The organism is Sphingorhabdus sp., from assembly GCF_050921905.1.
Lineage (GTDB): Bacteria > Pseudomonadota > Alphaproteobacteria > Sphingomonadales > Sphingomonadaceae > Sphingorhabdus_B.
Map to the genome: position 1 here is coordinate 155,128 of NZ_CP050888.1, position 15,715 is coordinate 170,842.

The following is a 15,715-nucleotide window of genomic DNA, read 5'->3' on the forward strand; positions in this document are numbered from 1 at the left end:
CAGCCAATTCCAAAGCACGGGATCGCTTACGCGTCGGATGATCCTGACGGCAGCTGCGTGGATTACGATTTTGCTGATCGGCGGGGGCGCTGCGCTGGACCGCGTGTTGACCAATTCGGTCGAACAGAATTTTGATACTCAGATCGAATATGTCCTAACCGCGATGATTGCTTCGGCAGAAATCGGCCCTGACGGCGAAATCCGAATGAACCGCCCACTTGGGGACCAACGATTTCTCGAGCCCAACAGCGGACTTTACTGGCAGATTACTGGCAAAGACGCGATGCCATTTCCCTCTCGCTCGCTGTGGGACCGCGCACTTAGCTCGCCCGCTGGTCACAAAGATCAGGCGGTTCATTTTCGTAACAGTGATGAATTTCCTGACGAGCCGCTGCGCATCGCAGAGCGCTCCATAAAGCTTCCGGACTCCGATGTCGCTTGGACATTCATGGTGGCGCAGAGCCGCAATAGTCTTGATGCACAAATTCAGGAATTGCGGTCGGTATTGGTGACAAGCTTCTTTCTGCTGGCGCTTGGCCTCATCATTTTGGCGGCGTTACAGACATTTTATGGCCTTTGGCCCTTACGTGCCGTCCGTAAAGCGATCGCGCAAATGCGCAGCGGCGAGGAAAGCCGGGTGACAGATGCCTTGCCCGACGAAGTGATGCCGATGGTCAATGAACTGAACGCCTTGCTCGACCATAATGAGAAACAGGCGGAGGAATCGCGCCGTCATGCGGGTAACCTTGCGCACGCGCTCAAGACGCCATTAACGGTCATCATGAATAGCGCGACCGCGCAAGCCCCCGATATATCGGAAACGGTCATTCGCGAAGCTACAACGATGCGGCGTCAGGTGGACCATCATTTGGCCCGCGCCCGCGCCGTCGGCCGCCGGGGCCACAGCCACAGCCGCGCGGTAGTCTGGGGCAGCTTGGAAGCGGTGGAGCGCGCGGTCGGTCGTCTTTATGCGCATGTCCGACTTGATATGGCCGGAGACAAAGCAATTGCTGCACGGGTGGAACGTCAGGATCTGGATGAAATGCTTGGTAACCTGATCGAAAACGCGGCCAAATACGGCGGCGGCAGCGTGTTTGTGACCGTCGAGGATGCTGGCGATTTTGTGGAAATGATCATTGAGGATGACGGACAAGGTATCCCCGAAAGCGAACGTGAACGGCTGTTTGATCGCGGTGCGCGGCTGGATACTGGCAAGCCTGGTACCGGCCTTGGTCTCGCGATCGTACGCGACGTTGTCGAAATTTATGGCGGGACTGTCGCGTTGGAAAAAAGTGAGGATCTCGGCGGACTTCTGGTCAGACTACGTTTACCAAAAGCGATAAGTTGATTAACTTCCGTCGCGGATTTGCTGATGATGGCGGATGACTTCGTCAATGATGAAGCGCAAGAATTTCTCGGTGAAATCAGGATCAAGCTTGGCGTCACGTGCCAATTGCCGAAGCCGCTGTATCTGCCGCTCTTCACGTGCGGGGTCTGCGGGTGGCAGCGATGACTGCGCCTTAAACTCCCCCACCGCCTGCGTTATCTTGAACCGCTCGGCGAGCATGAAAACCAACGCAGCATCAATATTATCAATGCTGTCGCGAAAGCGGGCGAGGGCGTCTGCGTCGTTCATTGATGTCATCTGTGCCGATATTGACCGCAACGGACAAGAGGAAATACGCCATTTGCACTTGCCTATCCTCGCCGTGCGCGTCACAGCGATCAGATTATGACGGCAACTATCCACAAAATCGGCGGGCATCAGGCACCATCGCTTGACCCAATCTTGAAATTGGTCGCTTTGGGTATGAATAAGGTCAATGCGGTTATTCTTGACCGTATGCAGTCCGAAATCCCGCTTATTCCCGAACTGGCTGGCCATTTAATTGCCGGCGGCGGCAAACGAATGCGGCCAATGCTTACCTTGGCCTGCGCGCAGTTGCTGGATTATCCTGGTGATCGTCATCATAAGTTGGCTGCAGCCGTAGAGTTTATTCACACCGCTACTTTGCTGCATGATGATGTTGTCGACGGCAGCGACATGCGACGGGGCAAGACTGCTGCGAACCTGATTTTCGGGAACCCAGCGGCTGTGCTTGTCGGCGACTTTCTGTTCAGCCGGTCGTTTGAGCTGATGGTTGAGGATGGTTCGCTCAAGGTTCTTAAAATCCTTTCAAATGCGTCGGCGGTTATTGCAGAGGGCGAAGTCCACCAGTTGACTGCGCAGCGGCAGATTTCGACGACTGAGGAAAAATATCTCGACATCATTGGTTCGAAAACGGCGGCTTTGTTTGCGGCGGCGTGCCGGATATCTGCGGTTGTCGCCGAAAGCGGGGAGGCGCAGGAAATGGCGCTGGATGCCTTTGGCCGCAATCTTGGCATTGCGTTCCAGCTTGTGGACGATGCCATCGACTATGTCTCCGACGGCGCGACCATGGGCAAGGACAGCGGCGACGATTTCCGCGATGGCAAGGTTACGCTGCCCGTTATTCTCGCGCATTGCCGTGGCAACGCCGAAGAGCAGAAATTCTGGCGCGACGCGATGCTTGGCAATCGGGTGAGTGACGCCGATTTGGCCCATGCCCGGGCATTGTTGCGTGCACATCATGCCATTGACGACACATTGAATCGGGCGCGGCATTATGGTCAGCGTGCAATAGATGCGATTGCGCATTTCCCCGCAGGCGAAGCCAAATTTGCGCTGACTGAGGCAGTGAAGTTCGCAATAGCCCGCGCATATTGACGGATGAAGCGGTGCCGCCCGCGCTTAACATGACCGAAGCATTGCCTGTCATGGCGGTGATGCCCGATTTGCTGGCATCGTTGCGCGCGGCCCCCAACGCCGTTCTTATCGCCCCGCCGGGCGCGGGCAAAACAACGATGGTTGCGGCCGCTTTATTGGATGAGCCATATTGCGACGGGCAAATCCTGTTGCTGTCACCGCGCCGCTTGGCCGCGCGCATGGCGGCGGAACGTATCGCCGAAAATTTGGGCGAAACGGTCGGCGGACGGGTTGGATACGCGACACGGCTCGATAGCAAAGTTGGCCCCAGCACACGCATATTGGTGATGACCGAGGGCATTTTTCGCAACCGGATTATCAGTGACCCTGAGCTATCAGGCGTAACGGCTGTGCTGTTTGACGAAGTCCACGAACGCAGCATTGATAGCGACTTCGGCCTCGCGCTGGCGTTGGAGGCGCAGGCCGCTTTCCGGCCTGATCTGCGCTTGCTGGCAATGTCGGCGACTTTGGATGGATCGCGTTTCTCAATATTGATGGACAACGCGCCTGTACTGGAAAGCGAGGGCAAAAGATGGCCTTTGGAATATCTTTATGTCGGCCGCAGGACCGAACTGCCGATTGAAACCGATATCGTGCGCATATTGCGCCAAGCGCTGTCGGAACAGCAGGGCGACATATTGGCATTTCTGCCCGGCGTGCGTGAGATTGACCGCGCCTTTGACACTTTGGGCGATTGCGGACCTGATATCGTTGTGCACAGGCTGCATGGGCAGATTGATCCAGTGGCCCAGCGGCTTGCGGTCCGCCGTGACGCGCAAGGTCGCCGCAAAGTCATTTTCGCCACAAACATTGCCGAGACCAGCCTGACCATTGATGGGGTGCGTGTGGTGGTAGACAGCGGCCTTGCACGACGCGCGCGTTTTGACCAAGCGGCTGGCGTCACGCGGTTAGTCACCGAGCGTGCAAGCCTGTCTGCCGCAACACAGCGCGCCGGGCGTGCCGCGCGCCAAAAGGCAGGGGTTGCCTATCGGCTATGGGAGGCGGCGGGCAATGGAGGCCTGCCGCCATTCGACCCGCCCGAGATTCTTGAAAGCGACCTTGCGCCTGTGTTGCTCGATTGCGCGCGCTGGGGCGAAAATGATCCTGCGAAACTCCGTTGGCTTGATCTGCCGCCTGCCGCCGCCGTTCAGCAAGCGCGTAAGCTGTTGATGTCGGTGGACGCATTGGACGCGCAGGGACGGATTACGGCGCACGGAACGACGCTTGCCAACCTGCCTTTACCGCCGAACCTTGCGCATATGGTCGTGACCGCCGCCCATAGCGGGCAAGCGGAGGACGCAGCGATGTTGGCCGTCCTGATGCAAGAGCGCGGTCTGGGCGGGCAAAGTGAGGACATTGACGCACGCTATGAACGCTTTGCGCGAGAACGCGGGCCAAAGGCAGAAGCCGCGCGCAAATTGGCGCAGCGTATTGCGCGGCTGTGTAGCGGTAATGGCGGGGTCGAACCCCTGAGCATCGGCGGCCTGATCGCCACAGCGTTTCCTGAGCGCATAACGAAGCGTCGCGACCCCAAGGGCGAAAGATGGATCAGCGCAATGGGCCGCGGGCTTCAGCTTGACCCAACATCGCCTCTCGCACGCGCCCAATGGCTTGCCGTGGCCGATGTGCAAGGCGCGGCATCGGGCGCGCGTATATTGTCGGCGGCGGCGCTGACCGAGCCGGAAATCATGGGTCGATTTGCGCATCGAATCGTCAGTCAGGAAATATTGTCCTACGACAAAAGCGCAGACCGTGTGGAGGCACGCATGCAGCGGCGGCTTGGCGCGATTGTGCTGAGCGAGGGGCGCGTTGAAAAACCCAACCCGCAGGCCGTTGCCAACGCTTTGTTAGCCGCTGTGCGAGATATCGGGATCGACGTGTTGCCTTGGTCAGTTTCGGCTCGTGCGCTTCGGGAACGCGCGCTGTTTGCCGGTATCGCGGCACTCAGCGACGATGCTTTGGCGCACAGCGCGGAACAATGGCTTCTGCCCTTGCTGGGCAAGGTGAGCCGCTTGCGTGATGTCGCGCCATCGGGTTTGGTGCAGGCGCTGGACAATATTCTTGGTTGGGACGTGCGGACTCGCATTGACCAAATCACGCCCGCGTCGTTCAAAAGCCCTGCCGGAACCGAACATGATATCGATTATGCCGCCGAAGCCGGTCCAACCGTCGAATTGCGCGTGCAGGCTTTGTTCGGCCTTGATACGCACCCGTTGGTAGGCGTTGACCGCATACCACTTGTTCTCAGCCTAACCTCGCCTGCAGGTCGTCCTATTCAGACAACGCGCAACCTTCCCGAATTCTGGCGCGGAAGCTGGCGAGATGTCGCCAAAGAAATGCGGGGGCGTTATCCCAAGCATAACTGGCCCGACGCACCGTGGGAAAGCGTCGCCAGTCTCAAGACCAAAAAAGCACAAGCGCGCGCTACGCCCCGGAACGCTTGACGACTCAGATGCTGTTCGGGCAAGGCGGTGGCGAAACAACCGTCAGGAAATACAATATGTCCGCCCGTATCTTTCAACGCCCTAAAAATGCCATGCAATCGGGCAGTGGACGCCGCGAATGGGTGCTGGAATATGTGCCGGCAGAACCACGCAAAGCCGACCCGCTCATGGGTTGGGCAGGCTCAGGCGATACGCAAGCGCAGGTGCAATTGACCTTCCCAAGCATGGACGCGGCGCGCGCTTATGCGGAGAAAAAGGGCATTGTCGCGACCTTCATCCCAACGCCGCCGAAAACGCTGAAGCTTCAGGCTTATGCGGATAATTTCCGTTAAGCGATCATTCCGGGCAGCATCAGCAGCTTGACGTCCATGACGCAGCCTTCGGCCCGCTTTTCCTGAACAAAATGCGGCAAGTCGGCCAGGGCAACGCGGTGGACGATGATATTTTCGCCGTCAACACCGCCGCCTTCACTTACTTTTGTCAAGCCACGTGCGCGGACGAGTGAAAAGCTTTCGCTGACCATGCCTGGTGACGAGAAAAACGCGCCAACGATCTCAAGGTGGTCGGCGCGATAGCCGGTTTCTTCCTCAAGCTCTCGGGCAGCGGACACCAATGTGTCTTCGCCCTCTTCATGGTCACCAATCAGGCCAGCGGGTAGTTCAATGCAGCGCGCGCCAAGCGGAACGCGATATTGTTCGACGAGCAGGACATGATCACCTTCCATTGCGAGAATTACCGCTGCCTTGATTCCGCGCGCACGGCTGACATATTCCCATTTTCCGCGCGTCTTCGCCGTGATGAAGCGCCCTTGCCACATCACGGTTTCTTCCTCGTCTTGTTCCATCATAATTCGATGAGCCTGTCGGGTAGTTCGTTAGGGTTATTGCTGCCCTTGGGGAAATGTTCGGCCAAAACCAAGCCCATTTGCGCCACCGCTGCCGCGACACCAGCGCCGGGATTTCCGGCCTTCACCTGATCCAGCAAGGCGACCATTGCATCACCCCAAACCTCTGGCGCAACCTTGGAAGCGATGGCTTCGTCCGCGACGATTTCCGCGCGATGCTCTTTCATCGAAAGATACAATAAAACGCCGGTTCGGGCCTGTGTCTTTGACTCCGTTCCAACCTTAAAAAGACTGATGGCGCGGTTGCGTACGCGGGCCAGTTTTGTGGCTTTTGGCGTGAGCGCCATGCGCAAGGGTGTCCATTTCAGAATCAACCAAGTTCCGACCCATTTCAACGCAACAGCGGTCACCAACAGTGCGACATATTCACCCGTTGTATATTCATGACCCCAGCCACCCGAAAGACGGGTAATCAGGCCGATGTAAAAGTCAGGAAAGGTCGCGTAGCTCACCAGCGCAAGGAACGCGACGGCGCTTGCCCAAGCCATTGCAATATCGTCATAATGGTCCGAAAGGTCCGTCACAATCGTAACGATTTCGCCGCTAGTGTGTTGTTCGGCATCGGCGACTGCGGCTGTTACCAACACATGGTCAGATACGCTCATTTGGCTTATTTTACGTATGTTCATATCAAATGTTCCTACCAGCCGCCCGACGCACCGCCGCCGCCGAAGCTGCCGCCTCCGCCGCCAAAGCCGCCACCTCCAAATCCGCCGCCGCCACCGCCGAAGCCGCCACCGCCTCCCCAGATGATCACGGGACCCATGCCGCCGCGCCGGTGCTTGCGCCCGCCACCATTCATGGAACGGAACATCGGCAGAAATACGAAGAAGATCAGGAACAGAACGAATATGATCGCGCCAAAAGGAACGCCCTCATCGCGCCCGCGCGGTTCCTGCGCTGCGTTAGCTATCTTGGCGGCTTCATCGGCGGGTAGCTCCAACTGTGTGACGATGCGGTCAACGCCCGCATTGATGCCACCGATAAAATCACCTTGCTTGAACCGAGGCGTGATGTCGTTGCGGATGATACTGGAGGACAGACCGTCGGTTAGAACTGGCTCAAGGCCATAGCCCACTTCAATCCGCATTTTGCGTTCATTAGGCGCAATGATCAGGATTGCGCCATTGTCCTTCTCAGTTTCGCCTTTGCCATCCTGACCCAGTGCCCATGCGCGGCCAAGGCGGTAGCCATAATCGGAAATCTCATAGCCTTCGAGGCTGTTCAGCGTTGTTACCACCAACTGACGCTTGGTGCGGGTTTCCAGCCCCGCCAACTTGGCAGTGAGCGCGGCCTCTTGCTGTGGGTCAAGTAGGTTCGCCTGATCCACCACACGACCAGTCAGCTTGGGAAAATCCTGCGCAACTGCTGCTTGGCCGGTAAGGGCCAGCAGCAGCGCAATCATGAGGCCAAGGGCCTTATTCATGTTCAACTCCCTAAATTGGCCTTAGGCCGCAGGCGCCATATCTAGCGTTGGTGCGGTCTCGGCACCTTGTGTTGTGGCTTGATAAGGAACCATCGGCTTTGCGCCGTGGATGATTTTTGCGCCAATGATATCGGGGAATGTGCGAATGGTGGTGTTATAACCGCGCACCGCTTCATTATAATCGCGCAGCGTAATACGCACGCGGTTTTCCTGACCTTCCAATTGGTCCTGCAATTTCAAATAACCTTCCTGGCTTTTCAACTGCGGATATTGCTCGACCGAAACGAGCAAGCGCGACAAGCTGCCCGACAATTGATTCTGTGCGGCCTGAAACGCGGCCATCTTTGCAGGATTGCTTAAGTCGTCAGGGTTGACCTGGATGTTGGGCGAGGTGGCTTGCGCACGTGCCTGTATGACTTCAGTGAGCGTCTTGTTTTCCTGCGCTGCTGCGCTTTTAACAATATTGGCTAGGTTGGGAATGAGGTTAGCGCGCTCTTGAAACGCGGCTTGCACATCGGCCCACTTCGCCTTGGCATTTTCTTCAGCCGTCGGAACACTGTTGATACCGCATCCTGCTAAGGACGCCGCAGCAACGGGCACCAGAAGAAATTTCAAAAAGGTTATACGCATCTAACGAACTCCTCCACTTGGCACAATGCCTAGAAATCCAGCCTTTAAGGGGCGTGTGTTACATACATAAGGCGCATTATGGTCTTTCGCAATGACTGCTGTCGTTCGCACAATGAATTTTACTAACGGGCTTTGGCGATAAATTTACTTCGCTTTGGCGCTATTATCTGATGTATTGCAGCAGCGGGTCCAAGTGCGTCGGCATCAATGTTACGCCGGTCACTTTGATCAAAAGATAAAATATTGGGGGAGCAGGATGAAAAAATGGATATTCGGGTTTTTGCTGGTCATGTCATCGGCAGCGGGCGGTTTCTGGGTCAGCGCGGACAAGGATATGAAAGCGCTCCTGTCCAGCCTGCCGACGGATGCTAACGTGCTGTTCTGGAGCGTAGAGCAACGCGACGCCGCGTTTCGTACGATGGATCGGATACCCATCCTTTCTAAAGCCAATGTCATTGCGAAAGGCGACGAGGTATATCCTTTGCCCAAGGGCGCTCCGCTGGCGATCGCAACGGATGTCGATGCCTATATGAAGGCGCAACGCACCGCGGGGTTGGTCATCATTCAGGATGGCAAAGTGCGGATGGAAAAATATGGTCTCGGTTTTGGCGCAGAGGGTAAATGGACCAGCTTCTCTGTCGCGAAATCATTCACCTCCACTTTGGTCGGTGCGGCGATAAAAGACGGCTATATCAAAAGCATCGATGACAAGGTTTCGGCCTATATCCCTGATCTGAAGGGCTCGGCGTATGATGACGTAACCATCGAACAATTGCTCACGATGACGTCGGGCGTCAAATGGAATGAGGATTATGGGGACCCCAAGTCCGACGTCGCTTTGTTTAACACACATAAGGCCGAAAACGGCATGGACGTGACCGTCAGCTACATGCGCAAATTGCGGCGTGAGGCGCCTGCTGGTACAAAATGGGTCTATAAAACCGGCGAAACCAATTTGATTGGCGTGTTGGTTAGCTCCGCCACAAAGAAGACCTTGTCCGCATATCTGTCCGAGAAGCTATGGGCACCATTTGGCATGGAACAGGACGCAAGCTGGCTATTGGGTGCGACCGGGCACGAGATCAGCGGTTGCTGCATTCAGGCATCGACGCGCGATTATGCACGTTTTGGCGTGTTCATGATGGGCGGAGCGAAGGTAAAGGGCGCAAGCATCTTGCCCGACAACTGGATCGCGCCAGCGACGAGCAAACAAGCCGACATCGGTATGCCCGGTAAGGGCTACGGCTACCAATATTGGACCTATGACGACGGCAGTTACGCTGCCCAAGGCATTTTCGGGCAGGGCATCTTCATTGACCCAAAGCGTAACCTTGTGATCGCATCAAACAGTAACTGGCCCAAGGCAACTGACCCCAACACGGTGGGTGCGCAGCGGGAAGCCTTTTACAAGGCTGTTCAAGCGGCGGTCGATGCAGAGGTAACGCCGCGCGCGAAATAGTTTTGTTGCGGTGCAAAACAATTAAATTACGCCGCGAAACATGGAAAAAAGGGGCTTTTCTAAGTCTGGATATTAGTCCAGCATAACTGCCTCACAGACGGGGAATCAGAGGGAGATTGGCCATGGATTTTAAGACCTTTTTGCACGCAGGTAGCAATCGGCGCTTTATGCTGAAAGGCATGGGCGTTGCGGCGGTTGGCTTCTCGCTGACTGGTGCGCTTGCTGGATGTGGCGAGAAAGAGGCGGCAAAGCTTGCCAATGGCGAAGAGGCCAAGCTGAACTTTTATAACTGGGACACCTATATTGGTGAGACCACGTTGGAAGATTACAAGGACAGCGCCGGCGTTGACGTGAACATGACTTTGTTCGCCAGTAACGACGAATTGTTCGCCAAGCTGCGCGCTGGCAACCAAGGCTATGACGTTATCGTGCCATCCAACGACTTTGTTGAGCGCATGGCCGCTGCGGATATGCTGGTTGAACTCGACAAAGCGCAGATCCCCAATTTCAAGAACATTGCCCCGGATTATCAGGATGTGCCTTATGATCCTGCGCGCAAATATTCTATGCCTTACACATGGCTGGCGCTTGGCATTGGGTATCGCAAGTCCAAGGTGAAGTCGGTGCCGGATAGCTGGAAAGTCCTGTTTGACAGTGACGAATATAAGGGCCGCATTGCTGTGCTGTCCGAGGCTGGCGACATGTTCCGGCTTTATGGCAAATATCTGGGTAAATCGGTCAATGGCTTGACCGACGCTGACATCAAAATGATTGAAGCGATGATGATCAAGCAAAAGCCGAGCATTAAAGCCTTCCATGAAGACAATGGGCAGGATCTGTTGCTGAAGGGCGAGGTTGATCTTGTCCTTGAATATAATGGCGACATTGCGCAGGCGATGGTTGAAGACCCCGACATTGGCTTTGTGATGCCCAAGGAAGGCAGCCAGCTAAATTCCGACAATCTGTGCATTCCAAAGGGTGCGCCGCATCCGAAAAATGCCCATGCTTTCATTAACTATTTGCTGGATGCCGAAGCGGGTAAGAAGATAACCGAGACAATCCTTTACCCAACACCCAATGACGCAGCAAAGGCGTTGATGCCCGATGATTATAAAAATAATCAGGTCATTTTCCCGCCCGCCGCTGTTCTGGCGAAATGCGAATATGCCAAATTCAATCCAGAGCTGCAGCCGAAATATGAGGAGGCGTTCACCCGCGTTCGGGCGGCCTAATTGATGTCAGGGCCGTTGCAGGACTGGAAAAGCCAGAAGAAGCCTTTTGCCGCCGTTGCCTCGGCACCGGTGTTCTGGCTTGCCCTGTTCTTCATCGCGCCCATGACCATCGTCTGGCTCTACAGCTTTGGGCAGAATGCTGGTCCAGCCGACATTGATATTTCCGGCACGCTCGACAATTACAAACGCGCGACCGAGTGGCTGTATCTTTCGATCTTCCTGAAAAGCCTGGCGGTGGCTGCGCTCACGACATTGATTTGCCTCATCATTGGCTTTCCCGTGGCAATGGCCATTACCTTTGTTGCGCCGAAATGGCGGCCTTGGCTGCTGCTCGGCATCATGCTGCCGTTTTGGACAAATCTGTTGATCCGCACCTATGCCCTGATGGCGTTGATGGGCACCAACGGCTATATGAACAAGGGGTTGGGTGGGCTGTGGGAGGGCGCAAGCTGGTTGCGCACATTGGTGGGCATGCAACCGCTTGAGGCTTGGACGCCTGTGCAGTTGCTCTACAATAATTTTGCGGTCGTATTGGGGCTGGTCTATGTGCACCTGCCCTTCATGGTATTGCCGTTATATTCGGCGCTCGACCGGCTGGACAAAAGCCTGATTGAGGCGAGCCTTGATTTGGGCGCAGGCCATTTCAAAACCTTCATGAAAGTCGTGGTGCCGCTTGCCGCACCCGGTATTGTTGCCGGCGTTATGATAACGCTCATCCCGGCATTGGGGGCATATCTGACGCCCGATCTGATGGGCGGCACCGATAGCCAGATGATTGCCAATGTTATCGAACGGCAGTTTAAGCGCGCCAACGACTGGCCGTTTGGCGCGGCTTTGTCCTTTTTGCTCATCTACGTAATGTTCATTTTGATTGCGCTGCAATCGATGCGGTCGAACAAAGTGAAGGAGGTGCGCTGATGTTTACCCGCACCGCGATCGCCCCGCTTGAATATACCCGCAAGCTTTGGATGCGCAGTTGGGTTGGGCTGACCATGCTGTTCCTCTATGCGCCGCTCATCGTCCTGATGATTTTCAGCTTTAACGACAGCAAGCGCAACGTGATGTGGAAAGGTTTCACGCTTAAATATTATGAAAAGGCGCTGAACAATGACAGCCTGGTCGAAGCGATGGTCAATTCGCTCACCATCGCGTTTTTGGCGACGATCGTCAGCCTGGTCATAGGCGCACTGGCTGCGGTCATGCTCTGGCGCTTTCGTTTTCCATTCAAGGGGCTGGTCGAAGGCACCATGTCCTTGCCGATCATCGTCCCCGAAATATGCCTGGGCGTCGCGTTTTTGATCTTTTTCGCCAAGGTCGACTGGCCAACCGACCTGCCATGGCCGCTCAACCTGTCTGCGATTACCATTGCGCATATTACTTTCTGCTTTCCCTTTGTCGCTATGGTCGTGCGCGCGCGATTGGCGAGTTTTAACAATGAAGAGGAAGAGGCGGCAAAGGACCTTGGCGCGACGGAGTGGCAGGCGTTTCGCGATGTCCTGCTGCCGCATATAAAGCCATCTTTAGTCGCAGGCGCGTTGCTCGCCTTCACGCTCAGCCTCGACGATTTCGTCATCACCTTTTTCACCAGCGGCCCCGACACCATTACCTTCCCGGTAAAGGTATATTCGATGGTCCGCTTCTCGGTGACGCCAGAGGTTAACGCCGCGTCGACCATTCTCATCGTTCTCACTGTCGCCCTGACCTTCGTCGCGCTGAAATATCAGGGTGTGAAGGGCATATCGGATGCCCATTGAGATGCGAACCGCCACTTACGGAACACTGATATGACCGAAACCAAACAGCCCATCATCCAAATCCGCAATGTGTCCAAACGCTTTGGCAAGGTGACGGCGGTTGATAATGTCAGTCTGGATATTCGCGCAGGCGAATTCTTCGTTCTGCTTGGGCCGTCAGGCTGCGGCAAGACGACTTTGTTGCGGATGATCGCTGGGTTTGAATTGCCAACTGAGGGACAGATCCTAATCGATGGACAGGATATGAGCCTTGTTCCGCCCAATAAGCGTCCCGTGAACATGGTGTTCCAAAGCTACGCCGTGTTTCCGCATATGAATGTGACCGATAATGTCGGCTATGGCCTGCGCATATCCGGCGTATCGAAAGGCGAGATTCGCGACCGCGTGGCCGAAGCGTTGGAGCTGGTGAAGCTTGGCGGGTTTGAGGACCGGATGCCCGACCAAATGTCAGGTGGGCAGCGGCAACGTGTTGCGCTCGCACGTAGCTTGGTCATGCGGCCCAAGGTGTTGTTGCTTGATGAGCCACTCTCCGCGCTTGACGCCAAACTGCGTGCGCAAATGCAATTCGAACTGGCGGATTTGCAGGACAAGGTCGGTATTACCTTCGTGACGGTCACCCATGATCAAGACGAGGCGCTCTCGATGGCAAGCCGTGTTGCCGTGATCAATAAAGGCGAAGTCGCACAACTCGCGCCACCATCGGACCTTTACGAATATCCCGCCAACCGCTTTGTTGCGGATTTCGTGGGTTCGGTGAACATATTTGAAGGCACGCTGACGCTGGATGAACCCGATAAGGCTGCCGTCGATTGTCCGGGCCTTGGTAAGGTTTACCTGAACCACGGTGTCACCGGCCCCCATGGAGCAAATGTCTGGATCGCGTTGCGGCCCGAAAAAATTTATTTGCACGTCCCCGGCGAGGGCAAAGCCTTTCGCGCTGCGGCCCAAGACGCGCCAGACGGCCACAATCTGGCGCGCGGTACGATTAAGGGTATGAGCTATCTTGGCGATGTCACTTTATATGATATTCAACTTGAAGGCGGCCAAATCATCCGCGTCAGCCGCCCCAACCTGTCCCGCCATGACCAGGAAGACTTCACCTGGGACGACAAAGTCAGCATGCACTGGCGTGCCGACAGTCCGGTTGTTTTGTTGAGCTAGAGGCCTCGTTCTCAATTGTCACCGCTTGGCGCTGGCCTCAAATCGATCAATGTGACGATGATGTTGCTTTCTAGCGATCCGTCTGCGGTTTTAGGCATGCAAAAACGATAAGTTGACCCTGTCTGCATCATTTTCAGGCTTTCGCTGAAAATCGGCGATGCTTGGTTCAACGGGATTTTCTCCCATTCGCTTTTTTGCTGCACTAGGCCGGTCGCGGCGTCAAAGATGGTGAAGTCGACCAAAGCCATGTCGCCATCGGTTGGCTTTCTGCCCGTGGCGGATTTTACGATTTCGAAACCGAGGCCAGTTGCGGTGGATTGCGAACAGGCGCGTTCGGCGACGGGAATGACGAGTTTTGGTGGCGGGTTGGTGAAGGAGAGCAGATCAACCTCAAACACCAGATCGGCATTGGCCGGGATGGGGCCAGTGCCCGCTGCGCCATAGCCAAGCGCCGCCGGGATGCAGAGGCGGTAGCTGCCGCCCGGCTGCATCAGTTGCAGCCCCTGTGCAAATCCGGGAATGACGCCGCCAACGGGGAATTGGGCAGCTTGGCCGGAATCAAATTCGGTGCCGTCTGCGGTCAGCATGCCCTTATAATTCACTATGACCTTGGACTCGGCATTTGGCCGATCACCATTGCCCGGCGTGATGACTGAGTAGGACAGCCCCTCTGGTGTTTTGACACTGCAGGTGAGCACGGGAGTTTTTGACTTTGCCGCTCCCTGCGCCGCCGCTTGGACGGGCGCTAAAGCAAGGATAAGGGCAGGTGTGACAACAGCGGCCATAAAGGCACGCTTGAGCGTTAACGATTTCATAAATGCCTTCGATAGTGACTGGTCGTCATTTGTCCAGTTGGGTTTTATACGTCTCAAACAGAGTGACCGAATTTGGAAAGTCACACTAGGTCACATACTCATAAATTAGATTCCCAAAGTGATTGATATCTGATTCAATGCTTTTCCTGAAAGGGAGAAGTTGATGGCACGGTTTGATTTGACAGATTTCGAGTGGTTGGTGATCCAGCCTTTGTTGCCGACCAAGGTGCGTGGCGTGAAGCGGGTTGATGATCGGCGGGTTTTGAACGGGATATTCTGGCGGTTACGCACTGGCGCGCCTTGGGCGGATATTCCGGCGCGATACGGTCCGTATACGACCTGTGTGAACCGGTTCAACCGCTGGCGCAGAGCTGGTGTGTGGAAGCATATATTGGATGCAGTTTCCGTGGCTTACGAAGGCGATATCCAGATGATCGACTCGTCCTCGATCCGGGTTCATCAACATGGAGCCAATGGTAAAAAAAAGACCAGCGATCCCGTTGCATGGGTCACTCGCGTGGCGGCCTGACCACCAAGATACATGCACTGGTCGATGCGATGGGCATGCCGATCATGCTCAAGCTGACCGAAGGGCAAGCCGCCGATGGTCGCAGTGCAGTAGACATGTTCGATACCGTCGGCAAAGGGGATATCCTGCTCGCCGACCGGGCTTATGACTCCGATGCGTTGCGCGCCGAAATGGAGGCGCGCGGTGCCAGGGCCAATATCCGCGCCATGCCGCAACGCGTGATCAAACCGGTATTTAGTCACCTCCTCTATAAGCAACGCAACCTCGTCGAGCGCTTCTTTAATAAACTCAAGCACTTCAGAGCAGTTGCCACGCGATACGATCAAAGAGACGATAATTATCTCGCATCTGTCCAACTCGCATCAATCCGGATCTGGTTGAGACATAATGAGTCTGTGACCTAAAGTCTCACCTAAAACGATGCGGTGCGTGGCGATTACAGGATATTCTTTATACTGAGAAAGAGCCACGCCAGCGTTTTGCCAGCGCGGCGACTCTCTCAAACGAAATCCTACATTGCAAGCGGGATCCGAGCAGATGCGGAAACGCGTTCAGCATGACGAGAATGCCTCGTAG

16 protein-coding genes are annotated in these 15,715 nt (G+C 55.6%); 10 read left to right on the forward strand and 6 right to left on the reverse strand.

Going from position 1 to position 15,715, the window contains the following annotated elements; all coding sequences use genetic code 11:
* The first annotated feature begins 37 nt into the window (after positions 1 to 37).
* Positions 38 to 1,348, forward strand: coding sequence for a sensor histidine kinase (locus HEQ18_RS00730; protein ID WP_432815128.1), 1,311 nt, complete (start codon positions 38 to 40; stop codon positions 1,346 to 1,348).
* On the opposite strand, the gene HEQ18_RS00735 is transcribed toward HEQ18_RS00730, so the two are convergent.
* Positions 1,349 to 1,636, reverse strand: coding sequence for a chorismate mutase (locus HEQ18_RS00735; protein ID WP_432815129.1), 288 nt, complete (start codon positions 1,634 to 1,636; stop codon positions 1,349 to 1,351).
* Between the two features lie 96 nt (positions 1,637 to 1,732).
* On the opposite strand from HEQ18_RS00735, the gene HEQ18_RS00740 reads away from it, so the two are divergent.
* Genes HEQ18_RS00740 through HEQ18_RS00750 form a run of 3 tightly spaced genes read left to right on the forward strand, consistent with a single transcriptional unit; the run spans position 1,733 to position 5,561 of the window.
* The gene (locus HEQ18_RS00740) at positions 1,733 to 2,746 is read left to right on the forward strand and encodes a polyprenyl synthetase family protein (RefSeq protein ID WP_432815130.1); all 1,014 of its coding nucleotides are present in this window, start codon (positions 1,733 to 1,735) and stop codon (positions 2,744 to 2,746) included.
* A 29-nt stretch (positions 2,747 to 2,775) separates the two neighbouring features.
* Positions 2,776 to 5,229, forward strand: coding sequence for an ATP-dependent helicase HrpB (hrpB, locus tag HEQ18_RS00745; RefSeq protein ID WP_432816018.1), 2,454 nt, complete (start codon positions 2,776 to 2,778; stop codon positions 5,227 to 5,229).
* A gap of 56 nt (positions 5,230 to 5,285) precedes the next feature.
* Positions 5,286 to 5,561: an ETC complex I subunit gene (locus HEQ18_RS00750; RefSeq protein ID WP_296198917.1), complete on the forward strand. Its 276-nt coding sequence runs from the start codon at positions 5,286 to 5,288 to the stop codon at positions 5,559 to 5,561.
* Here the strand turns inward: HEQ18_RS00750 and HEQ18_RS00755 are convergent.
* The 4 genes from HEQ18_RS00755 to HEQ18_RS00770 are packed head-to-tail and all read right to left on the reverse strand — an operon-like array spanning position 5,558 to position 8,189.
* A complete protein-coding gene (locus HEQ18_RS00755) occupies positions 5,558 to 6,076 on the reverse strand; it encodes an NUDIX hydrolase (protein ID WP_432815131.1) in 519 nt (172 codons plus the stop codon). The two genes, HEQ18_RS00750 and HEQ18_RS00755, sit on opposite strands and share 4 nt — an antisense overlap.
* Positions 6,073 to 6,762, reverse strand: coding sequence for a TPM domain-containing protein (locus HEQ18_RS00760; RefSeq protein ID WP_432815132.1), 690 nt, complete (start codon positions 6,760 to 6,762; stop codon positions 6,073 to 6,075). Before HEQ18_RS00760 ends, HEQ18_RS00755 begins: the two co-directional genes overlap by 4 nt.
* 11 nt (positions 6,763 to 6,773) lie before the next feature.
* Complete coding sequence (locus HEQ18_RS00765) at positions 6,774 to 7,559, reverse strand: TPM domain-containing protein (RefSeq protein ID WP_432815133.1); 786 nt, start codon at positions 7,557 to 7,559, stop codon at positions 6,774 to 6,776.
* Between the two features lie 21 nt (positions 7,560 to 7,580).
* The gene (locus HEQ18_RS00770; protein WP_432815134.1) at positions 7,581 to 8,189 is read right to left on the reverse strand and encodes a LemA family protein; all 609 of its coding nucleotides are present in this window, start codon (positions 8,187 to 8,189) and stop codon (positions 7,581 to 7,583) included.
* Positions 8,190 to 8,445: 256 nt separating this feature from the next.
* Between HEQ18_RS00770 and HEQ18_RS00775 the strand changes: the two genes are divergently transcribed.
* From HEQ18_RS00775 to HEQ18_RS00795, 5 genes are all read left to right on the forward strand, one after another.
* Positions 8,446 to 9,648 (forward strand): serine hydrolase domain-containing protein, encoded by a 1,203-nt coding sequence (locus HEQ18_RS00775; RefSeq protein WP_432815135.1) that lies wholly within the window; start codon positions 8,446 to 8,448, stop codon positions 9,646 to 9,648.
* Positions 9,649 to 9,770: 122 nt separating this feature from the next.
* A complete protein-coding gene (locus HEQ18_RS00780) occupies positions 9,771 to 10,880 on the forward strand; it encodes an ABC transporter substrate-binding protein (RefSeq protein WP_432815136.1) in 1,110 nt (369 codons plus the stop codon).
* Positions 10,881 to 10,883: 3 nt separating this feature from the next.
* Positions 10,884 to 11,798 carry an ABC transporter permease gene (locus HEQ18_RS00785; RefSeq protein WP_432815137.1) on the forward strand — a complete coding sequence of 305 codons (915 nt, stop codon included), beginning with the start codon at positions 10,884 to 10,886 and terminating at the stop codon, positions 11,796 to 11,798.
* Positions 11,798 to 12,634 (forward strand): ABC transporter permease, encoded by an 837-nt coding sequence (locus HEQ18_RS00790; RefSeq protein WP_296198936.1) that lies wholly within the window; start codon positions 11,798 to 11,800, stop codon positions 12,632 to 12,634. Before HEQ18_RS00785 ends, HEQ18_RS00790 begins: the two co-directional genes overlap by 1 nt.
* Positions 12,635 to 12,664: 30 nt before the next feature.
* On the forward strand, positions 12,665 to 13,795 hold the full coding sequence (locus tag HEQ18_RS00795) for an ABC transporter ATP-binding protein (RefSeq protein ID WP_432815138.1): 1,131 nt from the start codon (positions 12,665 to 12,667) through the stop codon (positions 13,793 to 13,795).
* Positions 13,796 to 13,806: 11 nt separating this feature from the next.
* Here the strand turns inward: HEQ18_RS00795 and HEQ18_RS00800 are convergent, their stop codons facing one another.
* Positions 13,807 to 14,610 carry an FKBP-type peptidyl-prolyl cis-trans isomerase gene (locus tag HEQ18_RS00800; protein ID WP_432815139.1) on the reverse strand — a complete coding sequence of 268 codons (804 nt, stop codon included), beginning with the start codon at positions 14,608 to 14,610 and terminating at the stop codon, positions 13,807 to 13,809.
* A 163-nt stretch (positions 14,611 to 14,773) separates the two neighbouring features.
* Between HEQ18_RS00800 and HEQ18_RS00805 the strand changes: the two genes are divergently transcribed.
* Positions 14,774 to 15,543 (forward strand): IS5 family transposase gene (locus HEQ18_RS00805; RefSeq protein WP_432815097.1). Its coding sequence is split into 2 segments (ribosomal slippage): positions 14,774 to 15,088 and positions 15,091 to 15,543, totalling 768 coding nucleotides; the frame shifts between segments, so codons are not numbered across the junction.
* Positions 15,544 to 15,715: the final 172 nt, after the last annotated feature.

Coding starts and splice junctions, on each gene's coding strand:
- HEQ18_RS00800 (WP_432815139.1), bottom strand. CDS start 14,610: ATGAAATCGTTAACGCTCAAGCGTGCCTTTATGGCCGCTGTTGTCACA.
- HEQ18_RS00730 (WP_432815128.1), top strand. CDS start 38: ATGATCCTGACGGCAGCTGCGTGGATTACGATTTTGCTGATCGGCGGG.
- HEQ18_RS00790 (WP_296198936.1), top strand. CDS start 11,798: ATGTTTACCCGCACCGCGATCGCCCCGCTTGAATATACCCGCAAGCTT.
- HEQ18_RS00770 (WP_432815134.1), bottom strand. CDS start 8,189: ATGCGTATAACCTTTTTGAAATTTCTTCTGGTGCCCGTTGCTGCGGCG.
- HEQ18_RS00775 (WP_432815135.1), top strand. CDS start 8,446: ATGAAAAAATGGATATTCGGGTTTTTGCTGGTCATGTCATCGGCAGCG.
- HEQ18_RS00780 (WP_432815136.1), top strand. CDS start 9,771: ATGGATTTTAAGACCTTTTTGCACGCAGGTAGCAATCGGCGCTTTATG.
- HEQ18_RS00760 (WP_432815132.1), bottom strand. CDS start 6,762: ATGAACATACGTAAAATAAGCCAAATGAGCGTATCTGACCATGTGTTG.
- HEQ18_RS00740 (WP_432815130.1), top strand. CDS start 1,733: ATGACGGCAACTATCCACAAAATCGGCGGGCATCAGGCACCATCGCTT.
- hrpB (WP_432816018.1), top strand. CDS start 2,776: ATGACCGAAGCATTGCCTGTCATGGCGGTGATGCCCGATTTGCTGGCA.
- HEQ18_RS00755 (WP_432815131.1), bottom strand. CDS start 6,076: ATGATGGAACAAGACGAGGAAGAAACCGTGATGTGGCAAGGGCGCTTC.
- HEQ18_RS00750 (WP_296198917.1), top strand. CDS start 5,286: ATGTCCGCCCGTATCTTTCAACGCCCTAAAAATGCCATGCAATCGGGC.
- HEQ18_RS00735 (WP_432815129.1), bottom strand. CDS start 1,636: ATGAACGACGCAGACGCCCTCGCCCGCTTTCGCGACAGCATTGATAAT.
- HEQ18_RS00765 (WP_432815133.1), bottom strand. CDS start 7,559: ATGAATAAGGCCCTTGGCCTCATGATTGCGCTGCTGCTGGCCCTTACC.
- HEQ18_RS00785 (WP_432815137.1), top strand. CDS start 10,884: ATGTCAGGGCCGTTGCAGGACTGGAAAAGCCAGAAGAAGCCTTTTGCC.
- HEQ18_RS00795 (WP_432815138.1), top strand. CDS start 12,665: ATGACCGAAACCAAACAGCCCATCATCCAAATCCGCAATGTGTCCAAA.